We start from the raw sequence: 19,325 nt of genomic DNA, 5'->3' as shown, positions 1-19,325 counted from the left end.
AACTTGTTGCGGTGGGTGTCGAGGAGAGCACTGGGTGCAACAGGTTCCGGGAGGGGCGGCCCCACCCGTGCGAACTTGTTGCGGTGGGTGTCGAGGAGAGCACTGGGTGCAACAAGTTCCGGGTGGGGTGGCCCCACCCGTGCGAACTTGTTGCGGTGGGTGTCGAGGAGAGCACTGGGTGCAACAAGTTCCGGGAGGGGTGGCCCCACCCGTGCGAACTTGTTGCCGCTGGGAACGCATGGAGCACTGGGTGCAACAAGTTCCGGCTGGTGGGGGCGGGTGGGCGGGGTGGTCATCGGGGCGGGGCGGCCAGGACGGCCGCGGCGAAGCCGGGGTCGGGCTGCTGGGTGCGCAGCCACGCGCCGAGGTCGTGGGTCAGCTCGGCCGACGAGCCCAGCAGGGCGTCGAGCAGCAGCACGCGGCTGTGGTGGTGGTGGTGCGGGTGCTCGGCGGTGAAGCCGATCCCGCCGAGGGCCTGCAGCGACCGCTCGCACGCCCGCCGTCCGTTGCGGCCGGCGAGCGCCTTGACCACCTCGCCGTAGCGGGCGGGCGGATCGTCGAGGAGGAGCAGGGCGGTGCGGACGGTGCTGTCGATCGCGGTGCAGTCGGTCTTGGCCCACGAGAGGATGTGCCGCAGGGCCTGGAACGTGCCGATGGGCCGACCGAACTGCTCGCGGTCGGTGGCGTGGGCGATGGCGGTGTCGAGGGCGCGCTCGGCGGCGCCCAGGATCTCGGCGGCGGCGGCGACCCGGCCGAGGTACTGGCTCTGCACCCGCGCCGGCTCGGCCTGGGCCTCGGGGAGCGAAGGTGCGCTCGAGGTGAGGTCGACCACGACCTCGTGGACGGTCGCCCGGCCGCTGATCGCCACCGGCTCCAGCACCAGGTCGGCGGCCGCGACGACGTGGGCGCCGACCCCGGGCTGATCGAAGACGAGCGACCGGCTGTCGACGTCGCCGATCACGGTCCACACCTCGCCTCGGCGGAGGGAGGCGCGCCGCATGGGGGCGAGCGCCGCGCCCGGTGCCAGCCCGAGCGGTTCGACGTAGGGCTGGGCGAGGATGCCGCCGAGCGCGGCCGAGTCGGCCAGCTCGCGGCCTTGGGCGCGGAACGTCGCGAACACCGCGGTGCGGGCGTCGTCGTCGGCCAGGTGGGGGAGGAGGTCCCACCACCCGAGGGCGTCGAGGGCGGCCGCGCCCGACGGGCCCGCCATGGCCTGGCACGAGGCGATCAGGAACTCGTCGTCGCGGTCGTCGCGGCGGTCGGGGGTCACGGGAGCCCGAGCATCTGCTTGGCGATGGTGTCGAGCTGCATCTGCTGCGAGCCGCCGTAGACGGTGACGATGCGGGAGAACAGGTACTCCTGGCGCAGCAGCGCCACCTCGTCGTCCTGCCGGCCGGCGGCCAGGTCCGTGTCGCCGGCGAGCACGCAGTCCTGCACCGCCTGCTCGCTCGCGCACAGCAGGAGCTTGGTGTAGGCCGCCTTGGGTCCGAGCGGGCTGCCCGCGGCGTGGGCCATGACGCCGGCGTGGCCCGTGGCCGTCACGGCCGCCAGGTCGAGCAGGGCGTTGCCGAGCGCGGTGTCGTTGCGGCCGGGTGCGTCGGCGGCGCACGCGGTGAGCTGCTGGTACAAGAAGCAGTGGCGGAACCACGCGAACGTGCCGCGCTCGTGGCTGAGGATGTGCATGGCCACCGCCCAGCCGCCTCCGACCTCGCCGACGATGCGGTCGCCGCTGACGTGCACGCCGTCGAACGCCACCTCGGCCAGCTCGTCGGTGCCGTTGGCCTGCTCGATGGCCGCCACGTCCACCCCGGGATCGCGCAGGTCGACGATGAACGCGGTGAGGCCGCGGTGGCGGGAGTCGGCGGTGCCGGTGCGGGCGAGGAGCAGGCACCACGTGGCGTACTTGGCCCAGCTGGTCCAGATCTTGCGCCCGTTGATCACGTAGCCGTCGCCGTCGGGCACCGCGGTGGTGCGGAGGCTGGCCAGGTCGGACCCGGCATCGGGCTCGGAGAACCCCTGGGCCCACAGCTCCCGGCCCGCCAGGAGGAGGGGCAGCTTCTCGGCCACGAAGGCGGTGGGGCCGTGGGCGGCGAGCGTGGGGGCGAGGATCTCGAGGTGCTCGAACAGGGCCATCCCGGGCACGCCGTGACGGGCGATCGCCTCCCACATGGCGGCGCGGTGGGCGATGGTGCCGCCGTTGCCGCCCAGGTCGACGGGCCAGCCGTAGCGGGCCCAGCCCGCGTCGTGGAGCGAGGCCAGCAGGGCCCGCATGGTCTCGACCCGCTCGGCGTACACCGGGTGCGCGACCTGGGCGGCCTGCAGGGCCGGCGGCGACGTGTCGAGCCACGTCTCGAGCGCGCCACGGAAGGCGTGCACGTCGAGGAGCGGGTCGGCCGAGGGGACCGCCGGAGCCGTGGATAACATTGACGTCAATATAGAAACTTGCCTCCACCGGCGCAATGGCCACGGGTGAAGGCCCGCGCGCTGCCCTCAGCGCGGGTCGGGGCCTCGGCGTGGTGCGGCGGCTCCGGGCACGTCGACGCGGATGGTCTCGACGCGGCCGAGCCCCGTGCCGGTGCAGGCGTCCTCGCCGTACCGCGGCGCCGTGATCAGGTGCAGGGTGCGTCCCTCGGGGCCGCCCAGCGCGCAGGCGAAGACCGTCTGGCTCGCCTCGATCCGGTGGGTGATCGTCCCGCCGCGGTGGACGCGCAGGCACCCCGATCCGAGGGCGTCGGCCATCCAGATGGCGCCGTCCGCGTCGAGCGCACACCCGTCTGGGGCCGAGCCGGGCACCTCCGCCCACACCCGCCGGTCGGTGAGCGTGGCGTCGTCGAGGATCGTGAACGCGCAGTAGCGGCGGCCCTTCGACTCACCGACGATCAGGGTCCGCCCGTCGGGCGTGATCACGGAACCGTTGGGGAACTCCAGGTCGCGGGCGGCCACCTCGACCGTGCCGTCGGGGCGGACGAGCGCGAGGGCGGCGGGCCGCACCGTCTCGCCGGCCTCGGCGTCGTACCCGAAGTTGCCCACGTACGCGTTGCCGGCGGCGTCGACGACCATGTCGTTGGCCTGGCCGGCGGCCACGTGCGAGAGGTCGGCGTGCACCGAGACGGTGCCGTCGGGGGCAATCCGCCGCACCTGGCGCGAGCGCATGGCCACCACCAGCAGGTCACCCGAGGGCAGCCATCCGAGGCCGCTGGGCTGGTCGTCGAGCTCGGCCTCGACGCGCGGCAGGCCGTCCGCCGAGAGCGACAGCACGCGGTGGGCGAAGAAGTCCGACACCCAGAGGCGGTCGTCGTGCCAGCGCGGGCCCTCGCCGAAGTCGAGCCCCTCGTAGAGCACCTCGACCTGATCGTCCACCGGGCTCCTCGAAGATCTTTGACCTTGACGTCGATATTAGAGCAGCAGCTAGGGTCCTGCCGTCGCTGCCCGCGACGCCCGCTGCGCCACCGGCGCTCACCTGAGGAGACCACGGCATGGAGCTCGAAGGTCGTTCGGCCATCGTTACCGGAGGGGCAGGAGGGCTCGGCAGCGCCACCGTCCGCCACCTCGTGAGCCTGGGGCTCGGGGTGGTCGTCTTCGACTGGGCCGCCGACCGGGCCGAGGCGCTCGCCAAGGAGCTCGGCCCCAAGGCCATCGGCGTCGGCGGCGACGCCAACGACGACGACGTCGTGGCGGCCGCCATCGCCGCGGCCGAAGAGCTGGGCTCGCTGTCGATCGTGGTCAACGTGGCCGGCGGCGGCACCGGCGCCTGGCGCACGGTCGGTCGCGGCGGCGTGCCGCACGACAAGCAGGGCTTCCTCGACACCATGGCGATGAACGCGTTCGGCACGTTCAACGTGACCCGGCTCGCGGCTTCGGCCATGTCCACCCACGAGCCCGACGACGGCGGCCAGCGCGGCGTGATCGTCAACACCGCGTCGATCGCCGGCCTCGAGGGCCAGACCGGCCAGCTCGCCTACGCCGCCGCCAAGGCGGCCATCTTGGGCATGACCCTGCCGATGGCTCGCGACATGGCGCCCATCGGCGTGCGGGTCTGCGCCATCGCTCCCGGCACCATGGGCACCCCGATGATGGAGGGGGCGCCCGAGGAGATGAAGGCCGAGCTGACCAAGAACATCATCTTCCCCAAGCGCATGGGCAAGCCGTCGGAGTTCGCCTACCTGGTCGAGTCGATCGTCCGGAACGACTACCTCAACGGTGAGAACATCCGGCTCGACGGCGCCCTGCGCTTCCCCCCGAAGTAGCGGAGCGGGCATGGACCGCGACCCGGCGGCGCACGTGCTCAGCGAGCTCGGCTTCGCCGTGAGCCGACGCGGCGACGAGCTGCACGGGTCGGCGCGCATCCGGCCCGAGATGCTGGTGCCCGGCACCTCGGTGCTGCGGATGTCGATCCTGGCCACGTGGGTCGACATGCTCGCCGGGCTGCTCGCGGTCGGGGTGATCCAGCCGCGGGTGCCGGTCACCCTCCACCTCGACGTCGACCTCCACGAGCCCCCGGCGAACCTGGCCGAGGTCCACGCCGTCGCCCGCCTCGTGAAGGCCGGAGCCGGCTCGGTGGTGTCCACCGTCGATCTGCGCGACGAGACCGGCCGCAGCTTCGGGAGCGGCACGGGGCTGTTCGTCGTGGCGCGCGACCCGGCGCTCGTGATCCCTGGCGACCTCGACGACCTGGTGGCCGTGATGGCCGAGCCGCGCGGTCCGCTCACCGTGCCGTTCGCCGAGCGGACCGGGTGCGAGCAGGTCTCGCCCGGCACGTTCGCCATCGACTTCTCGCCCGAGCGCAGCAACGCCTCGGGCACGCTCAACGGAGGCCTCCTCGCCCTGCTGGCCGAGGAGGCCTCGCTGGCCGACCGGCCGGGGGCCACGCTGGCCTCTATGACCCTCCGCTACCTCCGGTCGGTCCGGGTCGGGCCGGCCATCGCCACCGCCCAGGTGGTGGGGGATCTGGCCGAGGTGGAGATCACCGACGGCGGGCGCGACGAGGTCCTGGCCGTCTTGGCCACCACCCGCTGCTTCCGCGGCGGCGCCGCGCTCGCAGCACCGGCTGCCGCGGCCGTGGGCGATGCTGGCGCGATCGGGTGCTGAGGCTTCCGCACGACGAACGAAGGACGTGACGACATGACCGTGACCGATGTGGTGATCGGGGCCGCCTCGGGGATGGGTGAGGCGCTGGCGCGCCGCATCGCCACCCCGGACCGCCGCCTCCTGCTGGTCGACCGGGACCTCGAGGGTGCCCAGCGCCTGGCGGCCGAGCTCGGTGCCCAGGCCATGGGCGGTGACATCACGGACGGCGCCGACCTCGCGGCGGTCGCATCGGCGGCGGGGGAGCTCGGCGCGCTCGTGCTCACCGCGGGCCTGTCGCCGACGATGGCGCCCGGGCGCAAGATCTTCGAGGTCGACATCATCGCCCCCGCCCGCCTGCTGGCCGTCTTCGAGCCCGTCGCCGGCCCGGGCACGGTGGGCCTGCTGTTCGCCTCGATGGCCGGGCACTTCTTCCCCGACGACCCAGCGGTCGACGCCATCCTCGATCGGCCGCTGGCCGGTTCGTTCTTCGACGACCTCGTCGCCGCGGGTGTCGACGTCGATGAGCCGGGGCTGGCGTACGGGTACAGCAAGCGGGGCCTGCTGCGCCTCGTCCGCCGCGAGGCGGGAGCCTGGGGTGCTCGCGGCGCCCGGTTGCTGTCGCTCTCGCCGGGGATCATCGACACCCCGATGGGGCGCGCCGAGGACGCCGCCCAGCCGGCGATGGCCCAGATGGTCGAAGGCAGCGCCCTGGCGCGGGTGATCGCCGCCGACGAGGTGGCCGCGGTCGCCCAGTTCCTGGTGTCGCCGGCCGCCAGCGCCCTCACGGGCACCGACGTGCTGGTCGACGGAGGCGCCGTCGCCGCGATCACGGCCCCTCGGCTCCCCCCGGCCGAGGGCTGACTCTCAATCTCGACGTCGATGTCAATTGGTGGTGTACCCTCCGTCAGATGAGCCAGATCGCGTTCGCGGAAGACGTCTTCACGTGGCCGGCCGACGAGCCCCAGCTGATCGGCAGCCGGTGCGAGCAGTGCGCCGCCCACACGTTCCCCTCGCAGGGGTCGTGCCCCCGTTGCGGTTCGCTCGAGATGGCCCGCCACCTCCTGCCGCGCCAGGGCACCCTGTGGACCTTCACCACCCAGGGCTTCCTCCCCAAGGAGCCCTACCTCGGGGGCGAGACGAACGAGACCTTCCAGCCCTTCGGCGTGGGGCTGGTCCAGCTCGGTGACGAGATCCGGGTCGAGGCCCGCCTGACCGAGGCCGATCCCGAGCAGCTCCGGATCGGCATGGAGGTCCGGTTGGTGATCGTGCCCTTCCGGTCCGATCCCGACGGCACCGAGATCATGACGTTCGCCTTCGAGCCGGTGGGTTGAGGAGATGACGATGGACGATGTGGCGATCATCGGGGTCGGCCTCCACCCCTTCGGCCGGTTCGGACCCAAGTCGGCGATCGACATGGGGGCCGACGCCATCCGCGCCGCCCTCGTCGATGCGGGCGTGGAGTGGAAGGACGTGCAGTTCGCGTTCGGCGGCAGCTTCGAGGTGGACAACCCCGATGCCGTGACCGGTCGTCTCGGGCTCACCGGCATCCCGTTCATGGACGTGTACAACGGCTGCGCCACCGCGGCCACCGCCCTCCAGCTGACCGCCGACGGCATCCGCTCGGGGCAGTACGACATCGGCGTGGCGGTCGGGATGGACAAGCACGCCACCGGCGCGTTCACGTCCGACCCCGTCGACTACGGCGCCCCCACCTGGTACGGCGAGGTGGGCCACTTCCTCACCACCAAGTTCTTCGCCATGAAGATCAACCGCTACATGCACGACCACGGGATCAGCCACGAGACCCTGGCCAAGGTGGCGGCCAAGAACTACCGCAACGGCGTGCTGAACCCCAACGCCTTCCGCCGCAAGCCGATCTCCGAGGAGGAGATCCTGGCATCGCGGATGCTCAACTACCCGCTCACCCACTACATGTTCTGCTCGCCCGACGAAGGTGCCGCCGCGGTCGTGCTGTGCCGGGCCGACCTGGCGAAGAAGTACACGTCGACGCCGATCTACCTCAAGGCCACCACGCTGCGGACCCGCCGCTACGGCGCCTTCGAGGTCCACGCATCGTGGGCCGCGGTCGAGCAGGACGCGGCCCCCACCGCGTACGCGTCGAAGGCCGCCTACGAGATGGCCGGGATCGGCCCCGAAGACGTCGACGTGATCCAGCTGCAGGACACCGATGCCGGCGCCGAGGTCATCCACATGGCCGAGAACGGGTTCTGCGCCGACGGCGACCAGGAGAAGCTGGTCGCCGAGGGCGCGACGGAGATCGGCGGTCCGCTCCCGGTCAACACCGATGGCGGGCTCATCGCCAACGGCGAGCCCATCGGGGCGAGCGGCCTCCGCCAGATCCACGAGCTGGTGCACCAGCTGCGCGGCACCGCCGGCGACCGGCAGGTGCCGGGCTCGCCGAAGGTCGGGTACGCCCAGCTGTACGGCGCCCCTGGCACCGCCGGCGTCTCCATCGTCACGAAGTAGCCCACCCGCACCGGGCCCGCCCGTCCACCCAGCCCAAGGGGTCACCGCATGCTCTCGTCGCTCGCCCTGGTCGGCAAGGAGCTCGGCCGGGTCGGGCTCGACCGCGTGCTGCCCGACAGGAGCACGCTGCCCGACCGCGGGAGCGATGTCACCACCGCGGTGCTCGAGCGGATCACGGGGCGACCCGCCGGGTCGATCCGGTCGGTGCGCGTGCTCGATGAGCACCACGGCACCGCCGGCCGCGTCCGCATCGCGATCGACGCCGCCCCCGAGGCCGACCTGCCCGAGACGCTGTTCCTGAAGCTCACGCCCAAGAGCCCGACGCAGCGGGTGATGATGAGCGTCTTCGCGCTGGGCACCCGCGAGCTGCTCTTCTACTCGGCGATCGCCGACGACGTCCCGCTCCGCGTGCCGCGGTGCTTCGGGGCCGAGCTCGACGCCCGCCGCGGGCGCAACCTCATGGTCCTCGAGGACCTGTCGTCCACCGCGGTGTTCCGCGACATCCGCGAACCGGCCAGCGCCGAGGAGGCCGCCTCGGTGGTCGACGCCCTCGCCGACCTGCATGCCGCCTTCTGGCGCTCGGACCGCATCGACGGCGACCTGGCGCCCCTGCGCTCGCGCGGCGCGGCCGCGGAGAAGCTCGGCAACGTCTTCGTCGGGAAGGTGCTCGGGAAGCTGAAGGGCCGCAACGCCGAGGTCATCCCGGCCGAGATGCAGCGCGCCAGCCGGATCGTGTTCGAGCAGAAGGAGGCGATCGACGCGTTCTGGGCCGGGGAGCCGCAGACGCTCTGCCACGGCGACACGCACTTCGGCAACCTCTTCTTCGAGGGCACCACCCCGGGCTTCCTCGACTGGCAGGCCACCATGACGTGGCCCGGGATCCGCGATGTGAGCTACTTCGCGATCTCGTCGGTCGACCCTGCGGTCCTGGAACCGATCGAGCGCGGCCTCGTCGACCGGTACGCGGCACGGCTGGCGGGCCACGGGATCGACCTCGACGGCGACCAGACGTGGGACCGCTACCGGGCGTCGGCATCGGACATGTACGTCTCCGCCGTCGTCACCGCGGGCACATCTGATCGGATGCAGCCGGCGGAGATCTCGCAGGTCGGCGTCGATCGCGTGGTGGCCGCCATGGCGCGGCTCGCCACGTTCGACCTGCTGGCGCAGATCGGGCGCGACGGCCGCATCTGACCGGTGTCGAGATCGGGATCGCTGCTCCTGCCAGGCATCCGTCCCTCGCCAAACCTCTAGATAAAACATTGACGTCGATGTTGAAAAACGATAGGTTGGCGCGTGCCTGAGACGGAGGTCACAGGCGTAGGGGCAAGGGGAACAGAACGTATGGACGGTCATCCCGGACGATCCGTGGCGTCTCGCCACCTCCGCTCGAGGCTCGTGGCGCTCGGCATCGCCCTCGCCCTGGTGGCGGCCGGGTGCGGGGGTCACAGCGCCAGCGAGGACGAGGGCGCGTCCGCGACGACCACGACGGCACCGTCGAGCTCCGACGGCACCGGCACGAAGGCCGGCCAGTTCGGCACCATGGACGAGGCCGTGTGCGGTCCCGGCGATGCCAAGGGCTCGGGCGATCAGGGCGTGTCCGACGACAGCATCAAGATCGGCACCATGACCGATGCCGGCAACACGATCATCCCCGGCCTGCTCGGCGAGCTGGTCGACTCGTCCCAGGCGTTCGTGAAGTGGTGCAACGCCGCCGGCGGCATCAACGGCCGCAAGATCGAGCTCACCGTGCACGACACCAAGCTCGTCGAGGGCCAGCAGCGCATCACCGAGGCCTGCGGCACCGACTTCATGCTCGTCGGCGGCGCGTCCGGCCTCGACGGTCCGCTCGCCGCGCCCCGCGTCGCCTGCGGGCTCCCGCAGATCCCGGCGTTCACCGGTGATCCGGCGGCGCAGGAGGCCAAGCTCCAGGTGATGCCGATCTTCGGCGACTACGCCGGCTACCTGCCCTACGGCCGGGTCTACAACATGGCCAAGGAGCAGCTCCCCGAGGGCATCAAGAAGTTCGCCTTCCTGGTGGGCACCGAGGGCACCGACACCAAGCCCAACTCGGTCAAGTACCCCGAGGCCCTGAAGGCGGCCCTGGGCTACCACACGGTCTCGACGGGAGCCACCCCGCCCCCGCCCGGCACCGTCGACAACTGGCGGCCCTACATCGAGCCGATGAAGTCGGGCGGCGCCCAGGTGCTCGAGTTCCAGCACATCGCCGACTACCTGGTGCCGTTCATGAACTCGTTCGCCGACACCGGGTTCAAGCCGAAGATGATGATCAACGGTCCCGGCGCCTACTCGAGCACGCTCATCAAGGGCAACGATGCGCTCGCCGACGTGCCCACGTACGTGGAGAGCTACATCTACCCGTTCGAGGGAGCGGCCGACAATCCCCCCACGCAGCAGTTCCTCGACGCCATGGACGCCTCCAAGCCGGGGTGGAGCAAGGACCCGAAGGCGCTCTCCGCCCAGTCGTGGTCGGCGTGGCTCCTGTTCGCCCAGTCGGCGAAGGCCTGCGGTTCCGACCTCACCCGCAACTGCGTCATGGACAAGGCTGCCAACGCCGGGAAGTGGGATGCGGGCGGCCTGATCGCCCCTGGGACCATCAGCGTGGGCAAGCCCGAGGGCCCGCTCTGCACGGTGATCCTCGATGCCACCCCCGATGGGTTCAAGATCGACGAGAAGCTGACGAAGCCGACCGACGGCATCTTCAACTGCGACGCTGCCAACCGGATCCCGACCTCGTAGGGAGGGTCTCGTGCACCAGTTCCTCAGCCTGACCGTCGGCGGGCTCGCCACCGCGGCGATCTATGCGGTGGCTGCCAGCGGCCTGGTGCTGACGTACACGACGACGGGGACGTTCAACTTCGCCCACGGGGCGATCGGGATGGTGGCGGCGTTCCTGTACTGGCAGCTCCACTACGACTGGGGCTGGTCGACGCCGGTCGCGCTCGTCGTGGTGCTGCTGGTGGCGGGGCCGCTGGCGGGGGCGGCGTGGGAGCGGGCGATCATGCGCCGGCTGGAGGGGACGTCGGAGACGACCCGGCTGGTGGTGACGATCGCGCTGCTCCTCGGGCTGCTCGGTGCGGCGGTGTACGTGTGGAGCCCGAGCGTGGGGCGGCCGATGCGCCAGTTCTTCCAGGGCCACGTGCTCGACATCGGTGGGGTCCTGATCCCGTGGTACCAGCTGGTGTCGCTGGCCACCGCGGCGCTGGTGGCGGTCGGTCTGCGGCTGCTGCTGTACCGGGCCCGCGCCGGCGTGGCCATGCGGGCCGCGGTCGACAACCGGCCGCTCGCCGCGCTGAACGGGGCCCGCCCGGAGCGCAGCGCCATGCTCGCCTGGGCGCTGGGCTTCTCGCTGGCCGCGCTGTCGGGGATCTTGATCGCGCCGACGCTCACGCTCTCCGCGGTGCCGTTGACGCTGCTGATCATCAACGCGTACGGGGCCGCGGTGTTCGGCCGGTTGCGGAGCCTGCCGCTGACGTTCCTGGGTGCGATCATCTTGGGTCTGGTCCACGACTACGCGGTGGGCTACCTGCCCGACCTGTCCGCCACCGCCCAGCCCTATGTGCGGGGCCTGGTCGATGCCATCCCGGCGATCCTGCTGTTCATCGTGCTGCTGGTCCTGCCGGCGGGCCGGTTGAAGTCGGTGGTGCGGACCCGTGAGATCGCGGTGAAGCCGAGCTGGGGCGGGTCGCTCGGGCTGGCCGCGGCGGTGATCGCGGTGACGGCGATGGTGGCGCCGCTGCTGTCGGACAGCGGTCTGGTCTCGGCCGGGAAGGTGTGGGGGCTCGCTCTGGTGGGCCTGTCGATGGTGCCGCTGATCGGCCTGTGCGGGCAGCTGTCGCTGTCGCAGCTCACGTTCGCGGGGATGGGGGCGCTCGCGTACACCCACCTGGGTTGGCACAACCCGCTCGGTCTGGTGTGGGCGGCGTTGATCGCCGGGCTGGTCGGCGTGCTGGTGGCCCTGCCGGCGATCCGGCTCGAGGGGATCTACATCGCCCTGACCACCGCCGCGTTCACGGTGATCTGCGACCGGTGGCTGTTCTCGCTGCCGGAGTTCTCGGTGGGGCACCACTCGGTGTTCCTGTTCCCGAACGGCACGCTGCCGGTGGTGCGACCGCACTTCTTGGGCATCGACCTGACGGGCCCCACCGCGTACTTCGTGTACTCGTCGGTCGTGTTCGCCGTGCTGCTCGTGGTGGTGGTGGCGGTCCGGCGCAGCACGTTCGGCGATCGGCTGATCGCGGTGAAGGAAGGCCCCGCCGCGGTGGCCTCGTGCGGCATCAACGTGAAGGCCACCAAGATCGCCGTGTTCGCGTTCTCGGGCGCGATCGCCGGGGTGGGCGGGGCGATCATCGCCGGGTCGGAGCCGGCCAGCAGCACCACCTTCGGCCTCGTCGCCGGGCTGTCGATCCTCATGACCATGGTGATCGGCGGGATCAGCTCGGTCGGCGCCCCGATCTTCGTCGGCGTCTTCCTCGGCTCGTCGGTGATGGCATCGATCTTCCCGCAGTTCGCCCGCTGGCAGTACATGCTCCTGGGCTTCGCCGGCGTGGGCCTGGGCAAGAACCCCAACGGGCTCTCCGCCGACCTGCGCCCCGCCAGCGCCCGGGTGAAGCGCGACGTGCCGGTCCTGGTCGGGCTGCTGGTCGTGCTCGTCGCCATCTGGGGGCTGCGGATCGCCGACACCTACAGCAACGGCCCCTACCTGGCGCTCACGCTCGTGGCGCTGATCGCCGCACCGGTCATCGCCGCCCGCCGCGCCGGCGCCTCCGTGTCGCTCGCCGATGACGAGGCCGGGGCGGGCACGGTCCACTCGCTCGTCGTCGAGGCCGAGGGCCACCACGACGCCCGCGAGGACGGCCTCCACGCCCCGCCCGAGCTGCTGGGCCTGACCGAGCCGTTCCGTCCCACCGACGTCGCCGCCCTCGACGATGCCCTCGACCTCGTCGCCGCGAACCGCCGGATCCAGGCCGGTGCCCGTGCTTGAGGTCGACGGCGTCACCGTCCGCTTCGGCGGCCAGCTCGCGCTCAGCAACGTCTCCCTCACCGCCGCGTCCGGGGAGATCACCGGGCTGATCGGCCCCAACGGTGCCGGCAAGACCACCCTGTTCAACACGATCACCGGCCTCGGCGCCCCCAACGCGAGGGGCCGCGTCCGCCTCGACGGCACCGACATCACCGGCCTTCCGCCCCACCGCCGCGGCCGCCTGGGCCTGGCCCGCACCTTCCAGCAGCTCCAGCTCTTCAGCACCCTCACGGTCACCGAGAACATCGCGCTCGCCGCCAAGCGCAAGGGCACCGACGAACGGCCCACCGAGTGCGCCGCCCGCATCCTCGACCTGCTCGGCATCACCCACCTCGCCGACGTCCGCGCCCAGAACGTGCCCACCGGCCAGGCCCGCCTCGTCGAGCTCGGCCGGGCGCTGGCCACCCAGCCCAAGCTCGTGCTGCTCGACGAGCCCGCCTCCGGCCAGGACCAGCAGGAGACCGAGCACTTCAAGGACCTCCTCCAGCAGATCGCCGCTGACGGCACGGGCATCCTGCTCGTCGAGCACGACGTGCAGCTCGTGATGGCGGTCTGCTCCACGATCAACGTGCTCGACTTCGGGCAGCTCATCGCGTCGGGCACACCCGCTGAGGTCCGCAACGACCCAGCGGTCATCGCCGCCTACCTCGGCACCGAGGAGATCGACGTCGCATGACCCCGCTCCTCCAGCTCCGCGACATCCACGCCGCCTACGACGAGATCGAGGTGCTCCACGGCATCGACCTCACCATCGCCCCCGGCGAGGTGGTCGCCGCGCTCGGACCCAACGGCGCCGGCAAGACCACCCTCATGCGCGTCATCTCCGGCGAGCTCGAGCCCACCCGCGGCGACCTCCTCGTCGGCGGGCGGCGCATGAACGGCGCCGCCGCCAGCGACCTCGCCCGCGCCGGGCTCTGCACCATCCCCGAAGGCCGCGGCGTGTTCCCCAACCTCACCGTGCGCGAGAACCTCTGGATGATGACCCACCGCGGGATGAGCCGATCCGCCATCGAGGAAGCCGCCTACTCCTACTTCCCCCGGCTCGAGGACCGCCGCACCCAGACCGCCGGGACCATGTCAGGCGGCGAGCAGCAGATGCTGGCCGTCGCCCGTGCGGTCAGCACCCGCCCATCGCTGCTCCTGCTCGACGAGCTGTCGATGGGCCTGGCCCCCCTCGTCGTCAACGAGCTGCTCACCGCCGTCGGCAAGCTCGCCGACACCGGCGTCGCCATCTTGATCGTCGAGCAGTTCGCCGAGGCCGTCCTCAAGTTCGCCGACCACGCCGTCATCATCAGCCACGGCCGGGTCACCGCCTCAGGCACGTCAGCCCTCATCCGCGAAGAACTGCGAAACGCGTACCTCGGCACGGCCTGACCGTCCGAACCATCCCGGAGGAAGCACCCATGGCAACCAGCCCGACCGATACCGACCAGTTCCTGGCCGACATCGCCGCCATCCGCGTCAAAGCCGCGGGCCGCGACTCGTTCCTGCTGCGGCTCGGTGCGTTCCTCATGCCCGCCGGGATCGTGCTCGGCATCGTCGGATACGCCCTCTCGCACAACACCGACAACCCCCTCGACCAGCGCGACGCGATGATCATCGCCCTCATCGGGATCTCCGTGACGCTGACCGGCGTGGCCCTGTTCGTGCGCTACTCCCTCGCCGAGTTCCTCCGGTTCTGGATGGCCCGCCTCATCCACCAGCAGGAGCAGCTCGTCCGCGGCGCGGCGCCGGGCGCACCAGCGGCGGGCGGTCAGGACTCGGGCGAGCCCGCGGTGTAGAGCCGGCGTGCGGTGGGGTAGTCCGCCTTGCCGACCTGGGTGCGGGGCACCGCCCCCACGATCACCAGCTCACGGGGGACCTTGAACGACGCCAGCTGCTCGTGGGCGGCCGCCAGGATGGCGTCGACGCCGTCGGTGGAGCCGTTCGCCCGGGAGACGACGGCGGCCACCCGCTGGCCGAAGCGCTCGTCGTCGATGCCGAAGACCAGCGCGTCCTCGACGCCGGGATGGGTCTTGAGGACCTCCTCCACCTCCTCGGGGTACACCTTCTCCCCGGCGGTGTTGATGCACGACGAGCCCCGGCCCAGCAGGGTGATCAGCCCGTCGGCGTCGACGGTGGCGCAGTCGCCGGGGATGGCGTAGCGCTGCCCGTCGATCGTGCGGAAGGTGGCGGCCGTCTTGGCGTCGTCCTTGTAGTAGCCGTCGGCTCCGCCCGGCACGGCCACCAGGCCGATCTCGCCGGAGCCGGCCTCGATGACCCGGTCGTCGTCGGCGAGCACGAGGACGCCGGGCGCCGGGTGGAACCGGCCGGTGCCGACGGGGGAGGTGGCGCTGGTGAACGACGTGCCCATCGAGCCCTCGGTGGCGGCGATGATGTCCATGACCAGGGCGTTCGGCAGGTGCTCGAGGATCCCGGCCTTCACCTCGGCGGAGAACATGGCCCCGGCCGACGAGATGATGCGCACGCTGCTCAGGTCTCGGCCCGGGTGGGCCCGCAGCTCGGCCAGGAGCGGCCGGGCGAACGGATCGCCCACGATGGTGATGGCGTTGACCCGCTCGCGCACCACCGTGTCCCACAGCTCGGCGGCGTCGAAGTGCCGGTCGGTCAGCAGCACGATGGTCCCGCCGGTGGCCAGGGCGGGCAGCACGCCGATGCCCAGCCCGGTGCCGTGCATGAGCGGCGACGCCGGGATCGACACCACCCACTCCTCGACGCCCGCCACCGCGGCGGGGACCTCGTCGATCGGGACCGGTGCCATGCGGATCAGCGGGGGCACGGTCTGGAGCAGCCCGGCGAGCGGCGGGCCCACCGCGGCCACCACGCCCTTGGGCATGCCCGTGGTGCCCCCGGTGTAGGTCATGGCCACGTCGTCGGGGCTGCGCTCGATCCGGGCCGCCGGCTCCGCCGCGGCGATGGCCGCCTCGTACCCCCTCGTCCCGGCGTGGATCCCCGTCGCCGGGCGGCGACGATCTACGCCAGGACCGGGTGGGTGCGGGTCGTCGACCTCGAGGAGGAGCCCGGGGCGCCCGGCGGCGGCGACCGCCTCGGCGGCCACGTCGCCGAGCGAGGCGTGGAGCACCAGGGCGTCGGCGTCGGCGTTCTCGAGCAGGTAGGCGATCTCGTGGGCGGTGTAGCGCCAGTTGATGTTGAACGGCACCGCCCGGATCTTGAGCGCTGCGAAGTAGGCCTCGATGTACTCGGGGCTGTTGTGGAGCAGCAGGCCCACCTTGGCGCCCGGGGTGACGCCGCCGTCGAGCAGGACGGTGGCCAGGCGGGCGGCGCGGTCCTCGAGCTCGCGCCAGGTCGTCCGGCGAGGGCCCTGGACGATGGCGGCGCGATCGCCGTGGGCATCGCTCAGCGCTTCCCACAGCGTCGCCGGGTGCAGCTCCATGAGGTGACGTTCTAGCCACCGCCGGCGGTCGGTGCTGGTGGAAGCCTGCGGCCCCGACCGGCCACCGGATCGATGGCGGCCACGAGGCCTGGCGAGAGGCGGTACGGTGCCGCTAACAAAGTGATCGCTCACTTGGGTGGGCGCGGATGCAGGAGGCGCAGGATGGGGTTGCTCGACGGCAAGGTGGCGGTGATCACGGGCGCGGGCTCGGGGATGGGCAAGGCGTCGGTCGACGTGTTCGTCCGCGAGGGCGCCACCGTCGTGGCGGTCGACATCACGGGCCGCCAGGACGACACCGCGGCCGAGGTCGGCGCCGGCGTGCGCCCGGTCCAGTGCGACGTGAGCAAGGAGGCTGAGGTGGAGGCGATGATCGCCACCGCCGTCGACGAGTTCGGCCGGCTCGACATCTTGATGAACGTGGCCGGCATCGCCGACGCCCTGCTCATGAGCGAGATGACCATGGAGCACTACGACCGCATCCTCGACGTCGACCTGCGGGGCGTGGTGCTCGGCATGAAGTACGGCATCCAGGCCATGCAGAAGACCGGCGGGGGGTCGATCATCAACTTCTCGTCGGTGGGCGGCATGAACGGCGCCGGCTGGACGGGCGCCTACACGATGGCCAAGCACGCGGTCATCGGCGCCACCAAGGTGGCGGCCATCGAGAACGGCGAGCACGGCATCCGCATCAACGCCATCTGCCCGGGCTTCATCGTCACCGGCATGTCGGCCGGCGCCGAGGACCTCCCCGGCATCCCCGAGAAGTCGGTCTTCAACCGGGTGGGCCAGGCCCACGAGGTGGCCGAGGTGGCCGCCTTCGTGGCCTCGGACCGGGCGTCGTTCATGACCGGGGCGATCATCCCGGTCGACGGCGGCTGGACCGCCAAGCTGGCTTAGCGGGGGAAGAGGCTGACGATGGGGGTGTGGTAGATCGGAGCGGTGCCCGATGCTCCCGCCCCGCCGCCCGTGGCCTTCTTCGCTGCCGATGGCGACGGCTTCACCCCGCAGCCCGCGTCGCGCAGCCGGTGGTCCGACGACATGGTCACCGGCCCCGCGGTGTGCGGCATCATCGCCCGAGGGCTCGACCGCCAGCACCACGCCGAGGGGTTCGTCCCCAGCCGCCTGACCGTCGACCTCTTCCGGCCGGTCCGGTCGCGGCACCTGACGATCTCCACCCGGCTCGTCCGCGAGGGCCGGCGCATCCGGGTGGCCGACGCCGAGCTCGTGCAGGACGGCGAGACGGTGGCCCGGGCCTCGCTCGTGCTCCTGCGCTCGTCGGTCGCGCCTCCCGGCGAGGTGTGGACCAGCCCGCACCGCCTCACCGGTCCGAGCGCCGAGGCCCGCGCGGCCGCCGGGCAGCTCGTCGCCCCCTGGTTCGGCAGCGGCGACGACGGTCCGGGCTGGACGCCGTCGATCGCCGATCACCAGGGCGCCGCCCGCAAGCGGATGTGGACCCGCATGCCGCAGCTCGTGCTGGGCGAGGAGCCGTCACCGTTCACCCGGGCGGCGATGAGCGGCGAGATCACCAGCATGATGACCAACTGGGGCACGCACGGCGTGGGGTACATCAACGCCGACCTCACGCTCGCGCTCACCCGGCTGCCGGTCGGGCTCGAGATCGGCGTCGAGGCCGCCGACCACATCAGCGCGGACGGCATCGCCGTCGGCTCGGCCACCCTGTACGACGAGCTCGGCCCGATCGGCTCCACCATCGTGATCGCCCTGGCCAACGCCCAGCGCCAGGTCGACATCTCCGAGACCCCGGCGCTCGGGCGCGTCGTCGCCGACGAGTAGATCGGGTTGCCGGTCCCCGGGTCGGGGAGTAGCACAGGCGGCATGGAGGACCACCGGGGCGAGCGCTTCACCGAGGCCGACTTCACCGGCGCCCGGTTCCACGGCGTCGACCTCTCGAACGTCACGATCAGCGATGCCTGGCTGGTCGACGTCGACATCTCCGGCGCGCTCCACGGCCTCACCGTGAACGGCATCGACGTGACCGGCTACGTGGAGGACGAGCTCGATCGCCGCCATCCGGAACGGTTGCTGCTGCGACCCGAGCACGTGGCGGGGATGCACGTGGCGTGGGCGAAGGTCGAGGACATCGCGGCCGCGACCGCCGAGCGGGCGCGCTCGCTCCCGCCCGAGCTGCTCGACGTGTCGGTGGGCGGGGAGTGGTCGTACCTCGACACGCTGCGCCACCTCCTGTACGCCACCGACCGCTGGATCACCGGCCCGGTGCAGGGGGAGCCGGACGCGTTCCACCGCCTCGGTCGACCCAACGAGGAGCTCGACGAGGTGGTGCCGGGGCGGTTCGACGTCGATGCGCAGCCGACGCTCGACGAGGTCCTCGCGGCCCGCCGGGATCGCATGGACCGGGTGGCGGCCGTGATCGGCGGGCTCGACGAGGCGGCGCTCGGCCGCGAGGTGGCCTCACCGAACGGCGGCACCACCACCCTCCGCTACTGCCTGCAGGTCATCTTCCGGGAGGAGTGGTGGCACGACCAGTACGCCAACCGCGACCTCTCGATCCTCGCCGAGGACGAGACCGCCTAGCGGCCCTTCCAGACCGGCTCGCGCTTCTCGACGAACGCGGTGGCCCCTTCCTTGGCATCGTCGCTGGCCCAGATCCGCGGCTGCCACTCGCCCTGCTTCGCCAGCGCGGCCGCGGCGTCGGTGACCGCCAGGCGGACCAGCTCCTTGGTGGCCTGGAGGGCGAGGGGGCCGTTGCGGGCGATGCGCTCGGCCAGCGCGATGGCCGCGTCCAGCACGTCGGCCGGAGCCACGACCTGGTTGACCAGGCCCAGGGCCTGGGCGCGCTCGGCGTCGATGTAGTCGCCGGTCAGGGCCAGCTCCAGCGCGGTGGCCTGGGGGATGCGGGTGGCGAGCATGATCCCTCCGCCGGCGGCGAACAGCCCCCGCTTCACCTCGGGCAGGCCGAACCTGGCCTCCGACGAGGCGACCACCACATCGCAGCCCATCATCAGCTCGAACCCGCCGGCCACCGCGGTGGCGTTGATGGCGGCGACGATCGGTACCGACACGTCGCCCTGGGTGAACCGCCCGAACACCCGGAGGCCGGCCTTCTGGGCCTCGGTCGGCTTGTCGCCGGAGGCGAACGCGGCCAGGTCCATGCCCGCGCAGAACGCCCGATCGCCGGTCCCGGTGAGCACGACGGCGCGGATGCCCGGGTCGTCCTCGGCCTCGACGATCGCGTCGCCGAACTGCGACAGGAGCGCCATGTCGAAGGCGTTGCGCGCCTCGGGGCGGTTCAGGCGCAGGACGAGGACAGCACCTCGCTGCTCGCGTACGAGGGTGGGCTCGGTGTCGGGCATC

At 72.0% G+C, this 19,325-nt stretch carries 19 protein-coding genes; 14 read left to right on the top strand and 5 right to left on the bottom strand.

Annotated features, from left to right (window positions below):
• Positions 1-292: 292 nt before the first annotated feature.
• The 3 genes from ACPPVX_RS05985 to ACPPVX_RS05975 form a co-directional block, all read right to left on the bottom strand.
• Positions 293-1,270, bottom strand: coding sequence for an acyl-CoA dehydrogenase family protein (locus tag ACPPVX_RS05985; protein ID WP_426573988.1), 978 nt, complete (start codon positions 1,268-1,270; stop codon positions 293-295).
• Positions 1,267-2,424, bottom strand: a complete 1,158-nt coding sequence (locus ACPPVX_RS05980) for an acyl-CoA dehydrogenase family protein (protein WP_426573987.1) — start codon at positions 2,422-2,424, stop codon at positions 1,267-1,269. Before ACPPVX_RS05980 ends, ACPPVX_RS05985 begins: the two co-directional genes overlap by 4 nt.
• A gap of 66 nt (positions 2,425-2,490) precedes the next feature.
• Positions 2,491-3,360: an SMP-30/gluconolactonase/LRE family protein gene (locus ACPPVX_RS05975; protein ID WP_426573986.1), complete on the bottom strand. Its 870-nt coding sequence runs from the start codon at positions 3,358-3,360 to the stop codon at positions 2,491-2,493.
• 116 nt (positions 3,361-3,476) lie between these two features.
• Here ACPPVX_RS05975 and ACPPVX_RS05970 point away from each other — a divergent pair, with 116 nt between their 5' ends.
• The 11 genes from ACPPVX_RS05970 to ACPPVX_RS05920 all read left to right on the top strand — a co-directional run bounded on the left by ACPPVX_RS05970 (position 3,477) and on the right by ACPPVX_RS05920 (position 14,379).
• Positions 3,477-4,247, top strand: a complete 771-nt coding sequence (locus ACPPVX_RS05970; RefSeq protein WP_426573985.1) for an SDR family NAD(P)-dependent oxidoreductase — start codon at positions 3,477-3,479, stop codon at positions 4,245-4,247.
• 10 nt (positions 4,248-4,257) lie between these two features.
• Positions 4,258-5,088, top strand: coding sequence for a PaaI family thioesterase (locus ACPPVX_RS05965; RefSeq protein WP_426573984.1), 831 nt, complete (start codon positions 4,258-4,260; stop codon positions 5,086-5,088).
• A 33-nt stretch (positions 5,089-5,121) separates the two neighbouring features.
• Positions 5,122-5,928, top strand: a complete 807-nt coding sequence (locus ACPPVX_RS05960) for an SDR family oxidoreductase (RefSeq protein WP_426573983.1) — start codon at positions 5,122-5,124, stop codon at positions 5,926-5,928.
• Positions 5,929-5,975: 47 nt separating this feature from the next.
• On the top strand, positions 5,976-6,398 hold the full coding sequence (locus ACPPVX_RS05955) for a Zn-ribbon domain-containing OB-fold protein (RefSeq protein ID WP_426573982.1): 423 nt from the start codon (positions 5,976-5,978) through the stop codon (positions 6,396-6,398).
• Positions 6,399-6,408: 10 nt separating this feature from the next.
• On the top strand, positions 6,409-7,554 hold the full coding sequence (locus ACPPVX_RS05950; protein WP_426573981.1) for a thiolase family protein: 1,146 nt from the start codon (positions 6,409-6,411) through the stop codon (positions 7,552-7,554).
• Between the two features lie 48 nt (positions 7,555-7,602).
• Positions 7,603-8,748, top strand: a complete 1,146-nt coding sequence (locus tag ACPPVX_RS05945) for a phosphotransferase (protein ID WP_426573980.1) — start codon at positions 7,603-7,605, stop codon at positions 8,746-8,748.
• Between the two features lie 204 nt (positions 8,749-8,952).
• The gene (locus ACPPVX_RS05940; RefSeq protein ID WP_426573979.1) at positions 8,953-10,314 is read left to right on the top strand and encodes an ABC transporter substrate-binding protein; all 1,362 of its coding nucleotides are present in this window, start codon (positions 8,953-8,955) and stop codon (positions 10,312-10,314) included.
• Positions 10,315-10,324: 10 nt separating this feature from the next.
• Positions 10,325-12,559, top strand: a complete 2,235-nt coding sequence (locus ACPPVX_RS05935; protein ID WP_426573978.1) for an ABC transporter permease — start codon at positions 10,325-10,327, stop codon at positions 12,557-12,559.
• The gene (locus ACPPVX_RS05930) at positions 12,504-13,274 is read left to right on the top strand and encodes an ABC transporter ATP-binding protein (protein ID WP_426573977.1); all 771 of its coding nucleotides are present in this window, start codon (positions 12,504-12,506) and stop codon (positions 13,272-13,274) included. The genes ACPPVX_RS05935 and ACPPVX_RS05930 overlap by 56 nt, the downstream gene beginning before the upstream one ends.
• On the top strand, positions 13,271-13,972 hold the full coding sequence (locus ACPPVX_RS05925) for an ABC transporter ATP-binding protein (RefSeq protein WP_426573976.1): 702 nt from the start codon (positions 13,271-13,273) through the stop codon (positions 13,970-13,972). Before ACPPVX_RS05930 ends, ACPPVX_RS05925 begins: the two co-directional genes overlap by 4 nt.
• 29 nt (positions 13,973-14,001) lie before the next feature.
• On the top strand, positions 14,002-14,379 hold the full coding sequence (locus tag ACPPVX_RS05920; RefSeq protein ID WP_426573975.1) for a hypothetical protein: 378 nt from the start codon (positions 14,002-14,004) through the stop codon (positions 14,377-14,379).
• On the opposite strand, the gene ACPPVX_RS05915 is transcribed toward ACPPVX_RS05920, so the two are convergent.
• A complete protein-coding gene (locus ACPPVX_RS05915; protein ID WP_426573974.1) occupies positions 14,352-15,992 on the bottom strand; it encodes an AMP-binding protein in 1,641 nt (546 codons plus the stop codon). The two genes, ACPPVX_RS05920 and ACPPVX_RS05915, sit on opposite strands and share 28 nt — an antisense overlap.
• 162 nt (positions 15,993-16,154) lie before the next feature.
• Between ACPPVX_RS05915 and ACPPVX_RS05910 the strand changes: the two genes are divergently transcribed.
• From ACPPVX_RS05910 to ACPPVX_RS05900, 3 genes are read left to right on the top strand one after another with little or no spacing between them, the layout of a single operon-like run.
• On the top strand, positions 16,155-16,889 hold the full coding sequence (locus ACPPVX_RS05910) for an SDR family NAD(P)-dependent oxidoreductase (protein WP_426573973.1): 735 nt from the start codon (positions 16,155-16,157) through the stop codon (positions 16,887-16,889).
• A 42-nt stretch (positions 16,890-16,931) separates the two neighbouring features.
• Entirely contained in the window at positions 16,932-17,786 is an 855-nt protein-coding gene (locus ACPPVX_RS05905; protein WP_426573972.1) for an acyl-CoA thioesterase domain-containing protein, read from the top strand.
• A 42-nt stretch (positions 17,787-17,828) separates the two neighbouring features.
• Positions 17,829-18,545: a DinB family protein gene (locus tag ACPPVX_RS05900; RefSeq protein WP_426573971.1), complete on the top strand. Its 717-nt coding sequence runs from the start codon at positions 17,829-17,831 to the stop codon at positions 18,543-18,545.
• Here ACPPVX_RS05900 and ACPPVX_RS05895 read toward each other — a convergent pair.
• Complete coding sequence (locus ACPPVX_RS05895) at positions 18,542-19,324, bottom strand: enoyl-CoA hydratase-related protein (protein WP_426573970.1); 783 nt, start codon at positions 19,322-19,324, stop codon at positions 18,542-18,544. The genes ACPPVX_RS05900 and ACPPVX_RS05895 overlap by 4 nt on opposite strands.
• Position 19,325: the final 1 nt, after the last annotated feature.

The organism is Aquihabitans sp. McL0605 (genome assembly GCF_049993875.1).
In the GTDB taxonomy this organism is placed as follows: Bacteria; Actinomycetota; Acidimicrobiia; order Acidimicrobiales; family Iamiaceae; genus Aquihabitans.
This window is presented reverse-complemented; position numbering and strand designations above follow the sequence as displayed.

What these genes read in the sequence shown, in the direction of transcription:
- ACPPVX_RS05980 (WP_426573987.1), bottom strand. Translation starts at nt 2,424, where the DNA reads ATGTTATCCACGGCTCCGGCGGTCCCCTCGGCCGACCCGCTCCTCGAC.
- ACPPVX_RS05970 (WP_426573985.1), top strand. Translation starts at nt 3,477, where the DNA reads ATGGAGCTCGAAGGTCGTTCGGCCATCGTTACCGGAGGGGCAGGAGGG.
- ACPPVX_RS05965 (WP_426573984.1), top strand. Translation starts at nt 4,258, where the DNA reads ATGGACCGCGACCCGGCGGCGCACGTGCTCAGCGAGCTCGGCTTCGCC.
- ACPPVX_RS05960 (WP_426573983.1), top strand. Translation starts at nt 5,122, where the DNA reads ATGACCGTGACCGATGTGGTGATCGGGGCCGCCTCGGGGATGGGTGAG.
- ACPPVX_RS05955 (WP_426573982.1), top strand. Translation starts at nt 5,976, where the DNA reads ATGAGCCAGATCGCGTTCGCGGAAGACGTCTTCACGTGGCCGGCCGAC.
- ACPPVX_RS05950 (WP_426573981.1), top strand. Translation starts at nt 6,409, where the DNA reads ATGGACGATGTGGCGATCATCGGGGTCGGCCTCCACCCCTTCGGCCGG.
- ACPPVX_RS05945 (WP_426573980.1), top strand. Translation starts at nt 7,603, where the DNA reads ATGCTCTCGTCGCTCGCCCTGGTCGGCAAGGAGCTCGGCCGGGTCGGG.
- ACPPVX_RS05930 (WP_426573977.1), top strand. Translation starts at nt 12,504, where the DNA reads ATGCCCTCGACCTCGTCGCCGCGAACCGCCGGATCCAGGCCGGTGCCC.
- ACPPVX_RS05925 (WP_426573976.1), top strand. Translation starts at nt 13,271, where the DNA reads ATGACCCCGCTCCTCCAGCTCCGCGACATCCACGCCGCCTACGACGAG.
- ACPPVX_RS05920 (WP_426573975.1), top strand. Translation starts at nt 14,002, where the DNA reads ATGGCAACCAGCCCGACCGATACCGACCAGTTCCTGGCCGACATCGCC.
- ACPPVX_RS05915 (WP_426573974.1), bottom strand. Translation starts at nt 15,992, where the DNA reads ATGGAGCTGCACCCGGCGACGCTGTGGGAAGCGCTGAGCGATGCCCAC.
- ACPPVX_RS05910 (WP_426573973.1), top strand. Translation starts at nt 16,155, where the DNA reads ATGGGGTTGCTCGACGGCAAGGTGGCGGTGATCACGGGCGCGGGCTCG.
- ACPPVX_RS05900 (WP_426573971.1), top strand. Translation starts at nt 17,829, where the DNA reads ATGGAGGACCACCGGGGCGAGCGCTTCACCGAGGCCGACTTCACCGGC.
- ACPPVX_RS05895 (WP_426573970.1), bottom strand. Translation starts at nt 19,324, where the DNA reads ATGCCCGACACCGAGCCCACCCTCGTACGCGAGCAGCGAGGTGCTGTC.